3 protein-coding genes and 1 riboswitch are annotated in these 4,388 nt (G+C 64.9%); of the genes, 2 read left to right on the forward strand and 1 reads right to left on the reverse strand.

Annotated elements, in window-relative coordinates:
- Positions 1-54: riboswitch (TPP riboswitch) on the forward strand. This riboswitch is flagged as partial in the annotation.
- Between the two features lie 90 nt (positions 55-144).
- Positions 145-1,968 carry a phosphomethylpyrimidine synthase ThiC gene (thiC, locus tag L981_RS32675; RefSeq protein WP_043626933.1) on the forward strand — a complete coding sequence of 608 codons (1,824 nt, stop codon included), beginning with the start codon at positions 145-147 and terminating at the stop codon, positions 1,966-1,968.
- A 371-nt stretch (positions 1,969-2,339) separates the two neighbouring features.
- Entirely contained in the window at positions 2,340-2,849 is a 510-nt protein-coding gene (locus tag L981_RS33530) for a hypothetical protein (protein ID WP_052202147.1), read from the forward strand.
- A gap of 222 nt (positions 2,850-3,071) precedes the next feature.
- On the opposite strand, the gene L981_RS32685 is transcribed toward L981_RS33530, so the two are convergent.
- Positions 3,072-4,322 carry a Zn-dependent hydrolase gene (locus L981_RS32685; protein WP_043626936.1) on the reverse strand — a complete coding sequence of 417 codons (1,251 nt, stop codon included), beginning with the start codon at positions 4,320-4,322 and terminating at the stop codon, positions 3,072-3,074.
- Between the last annotated feature and the right edge of the window lie 66 nt (positions 4,323-4,388).

Raw genomic sequence — 4,388 nt, forward strand, 5'->3', positions numbered from 1 at the left:
CCGTTGAACCTGATCCAGTTCATACTGGCGTAGGGACGGTGCAGATATCGAAGCCAGGATTCCGTGCGGTGAGCACCTGGCGGAGCGTCTTTCATCTTTCCGGCATCAGAACTGGGTCTCCAATTGCAAACTTGGAGCCTCGTCATGAATATTGCCACCAAACCCGCAGCCCTCACGGTCACGCAAGGCCCGCTTCCGGCCTCCCGAAAGATCCACAAGCCGGGCGTCCTGCATCCGGATATCCGCGTGCCGATGCGTGAAATCGCGCTGCACCCGACGTCGGGCGAGCAACCGGTCACGGTCTATGATTCCTCTGGCGCCTATACCGCCGACGGTGCCGAGATCCGCATCGAGGACGGCCTGCCGCGGCTGCGCCGCAACTGGATCGTCGACCGCGGCGATGTCGAGACCTATGAGGGACGAACGGTTCGTCCCGAAGACAACGGCTTTGTGAGTGGCGACCGCCTGACGCCAACCTTCCCGTTCCAGCATGCGCCGCTGAAGGCCACGGGTGGCCGGGCAGTGACGCAGCTTGCCTATGCCCGCGCCGGCATCATCACGCCGGAGATGGAGTTCGTGGCGATCCGCGAGAACCTCGGCCGCGACGCGGCGCGCGCGAAGGTCCGCGACGGCGAAAGCTTCGGCGCCCACGTTCCCGATCACGTGACGCCGGAATTCGTGCGCCAGGAAATCGCCAGCGGCCGCGCGATCCTGCCCGCCAACATCAACCATCCGGAATCCGAACCGATGATCATCGGCCGGAACTTCCTGGTGAAGATCAACGCCAATATCGGCAACTCAGCCGTCACCTCGTCGATGGCCGAGGAAGTCGAGAAGATGGTCTGGGCGACGCGCTGGGGTGCCGACACGGTCATGGACCTTTCGACCGGCCGCAATATCCACAACATCCGCGAATGGATCATCCGCAACTCGCCGGTTCCGATCGGCACCGTGCCGCTCTACCAGGCGCTGGAAAAGGTCAACGGCATTGCCGAGGACCTCACCTGGGAAGTCTACCGCGACACGCTGATCGAGCAGGCCGAGCAGGGCGTCGACTATTTCACCATCCATGCCGGCGTCCGCCTGCACTACATCCCGCTCACCGTCGATCGCGTCACCGGCATCGTCTCGCGTGGCGGCTCGATCATGGCCAAGTGGTGTCTGCATCATCATCGTGAGAGCTTCCTCTACGAGCATTTCGAGGAGATCTGCGACATCTGCCGCGCCTATGACGTCTCCTTCTCGCTCGGCGACGGCCTGCGCCCGGGCTCGATCGCCGACGCCAATGACGCGGCACAATTCGCCGAACTCGAAACGCTCGGCGAACTCACCAAGATCGCCTGGGCCAAGGATTGTCAGGTGATGATCGAAGGCCCCGGCCACGTGCCGATGCACAAGATCAAGGAAAACATGGACAAGCAACTGGCCGTCTGCGGCGAGGCGCCGTTCTACACGCTCGGACCGCTGACGACGGACATCGCACCCGGCTACGACCACATCACCTCGGGCATCGGCGCGGCGATGATCGGCTGGTTCGGCACAGCCATGCTCTGCTATGTCACGCCGAAGGAGCATCTCGGCCTGCCTGACCGCAACGACGTCAAGGTCGGCGTCATCACCTACAAGATCGCCGCCCACGCCGCCGACCTCGCCAAGGGGCATCCGGCAGCCCAGGTGCGCGACGACGCGCTGTCGCGCGCCCGCTTCGAGTTCCGCTGGGAGGACCAGTTCAACCTCTCGCTCGACCCGGAAACAGCCCGCAATTTCCACGACGAGACCCTGCCGAAGGAGGCGCATAAGGTCGCGCATTTCTGCTCGATGTGCGGGCCGAAATTCTGCTCGATGCGGATCTCGCACGACATCCGTGCCGAGGCGCAGAAGGAAGGGCTGGAGGCGATGGCCGCAAAATACCGCGAGGGCGGCGACCTCTACATGCCGGTGGAAGAGGCGGCTGGCGCGGCCGAGTAGGCGGCAAAGCCCATTGAAGGGGCCGGTCACGGCCCCTTCAATTCGCTCAGGATCTCCCGGTGTTCGCCAACGGTCTCCTCCTCCTTCTTCATGTTCGGGTTTGACCAGAGTGGGAGGCGCGCTACCGACCCGCCCAATCGGCGAACGCGCCCCCCTGTCGAACCCGCGATCATCGGCGTGTTGCGGCCACCGCCATGGGCCCGCACCTTGCGCGGCACCCGAATAGCTTGTCCCCGCGTCGATTGAACGGTATGCAAGGCACTCGCAAAAGTCGCTGTCGCCGAAATTCATTCGCGACGCGCTGCAGTCCTATGACGCGCAGAAGGTGTTGCAGAACGACGCAACAACGCCGTTCGCACAAGGAGAAAGACTTGAGGACACGCCTGCTGAGACTGACGGCCCTGTCCATCGGGGTCCTTGCATTCGCAGGCGACCTGCCGCGCGATGGGAGCTTTACCGCGGGCCTTTCCTGGATTTCCGCCGCCCATGCGGACGACACCAATAGCGGCGGCGGGAATGGTGAAGGTGCTCCGGGCGGCGGCGACCAAGGCGGCGAGAACGTCGGGAGCGGCGGCACCGAGGGTGGCGGTGACGGGAGTGGCGGCAACTGGGGCAGCGGCGACGGTAGCGGCGCAGGCCCTGAGCCCGGCCTTGAGCCCGGCGGTACCGGCGCAGGCGGCGGAGGTGCTGCCGTCATCGACCGCAACAGCCACAGCGAGCCCCACTCATCGATACGCGACTCGCGGGATTACGGTCCTGGCGGCAGCACTTGGCACGGCGGCAGCAGCTTCCTGAACCTGTTCCGCCAGACGCCGGAACGGCGCGGCGAAGGGAGCCAGCCTCAATCGTCTGCCCGGCAGAAGACAGTTCACACGAATTGAGAGCCTTGAAGGGAGGTCAACTTCGTTGCAACGAAGGCGGGCCTGCGCTCCTTCTCGAAACCGGACTTCGGATGTGCGTGCAGGAACGGTTTCTGACGCGCGAGAACAGATCAGCGGGGTCAGAATATTACGTTCGAGATACGTCTATCCCGATTGCGACCTGCCCGAGTAAGGCGGCGGAGCCATGGATACAGAGCCTCGTCATTCTCGTCGTGAATCTTCCTAACTTCCTTTCCAGCCGCTGCAAGCAATCCGCTCGACCACATCGAGCAGCACGTTGGCGCCGGCCACCAGATCATCCGGGTCGGTGTGCTCGCGCGGATTGTGGCTGATGCCGTCGCGGCTCGGGACGAAGATCATCGCCGTCGGGGCGATGCGGGCGAGCATCTGCGCATCGTGGCCGGCACCCGAAGTCATGCGCCGGCTTTTGAGGCCTCGTGTGCGTGCCGACGCCTCGATGGCCGCGACGATGGCCGGATCGAAGACCACCGGCTGGAAGCGCGCCAGGCGCTCGACCGAGATCTCGACGCCCTCCTCCTCTGCGACGCGGGCAAGAAAGTCCGCGAGCACCGTTTCCAATGCCTGCAGCCGTTCCTCGTCCGGGTCGCGCAGATCGGCGGTGAAGACCGCGCGCGACGGGATGACGTTGATCGCATCGGGCTCGAAACGCATCGTGCCGATGGTCGCGACGCTCGGCGCGTTCGAGCGTGCGATATGTTCACGCAGAAACAGGCCAACGCGGGCGGCGGCAAGACCGGCATCGCTGCGCATAGCCATCGGCGTCGTGCCGGCGTGGTTGGCGACGCCATCGATGGTGATGCGCTGCCAGGAGATGCCCTGCAGGTTCTCGACCGCACCAATCGCAAAGCCCTCGCGCTGCAGCACCGGCCCCTGCTCGATATGGAGCTCGACATAGGCGTGGGGCTTGAGGAACCCCGGCTCGACGTTGCCGGCATAGCCAATCCGCTCGAGTTCCTCGCCCAGCGACGAGCCATCCGTGCCGATGGTCGCGAGCGCTGCGCCCAGCGGCAGGCCGCCGACATAGACGAGCGAGCCGAGCATGTCGGGCGCAAATCGCACGCCCTCCTCATTGGTAAAGGCGGCAACGACGACCGGTCGGGTCGGCGTCACGCCACGTTCCCGCAACGTCTCGATCACTTCGAGCGCGGCAAGCACGCCGTAGCAGCCGTCATAGATGCCGGCATTGATGACCGTATCGATGTGCGAGCCGAGCAAAAGAGGCGCTTCGCCGCCGTTCGCGTCGTCGCGCCAGATGCCGAAGATGTTGCCGATACGGTCGACGGCAACGTCGAGCCCGGCCGCCTCGATCCAGGCGACGAGGCGATCGCGACCGGCCTTGTCGTTGTCGGAGCCGGCGAGCCGGGTCAATCGCCCCTCCGCATCGCGACCGATGTCGCCGAGCTCACGGATACGCCCGATCAGGCGCGCGGCATCTATGGAAGACGATGGCATCTTGGTCCTGCTTTCATGCGGATTTCGGTTCACGGCCGGCTTTCGGCGGGCGCCAGCCTATGGCGG

This window comes from Ensifer sp. ZNC0028, from assembly GCF_000799055.1.
GTDB lineage: Bacteria > Pseudomonadota > Alphaproteobacteria > Rhizobiales > Rhizobiaceae > Ensifer.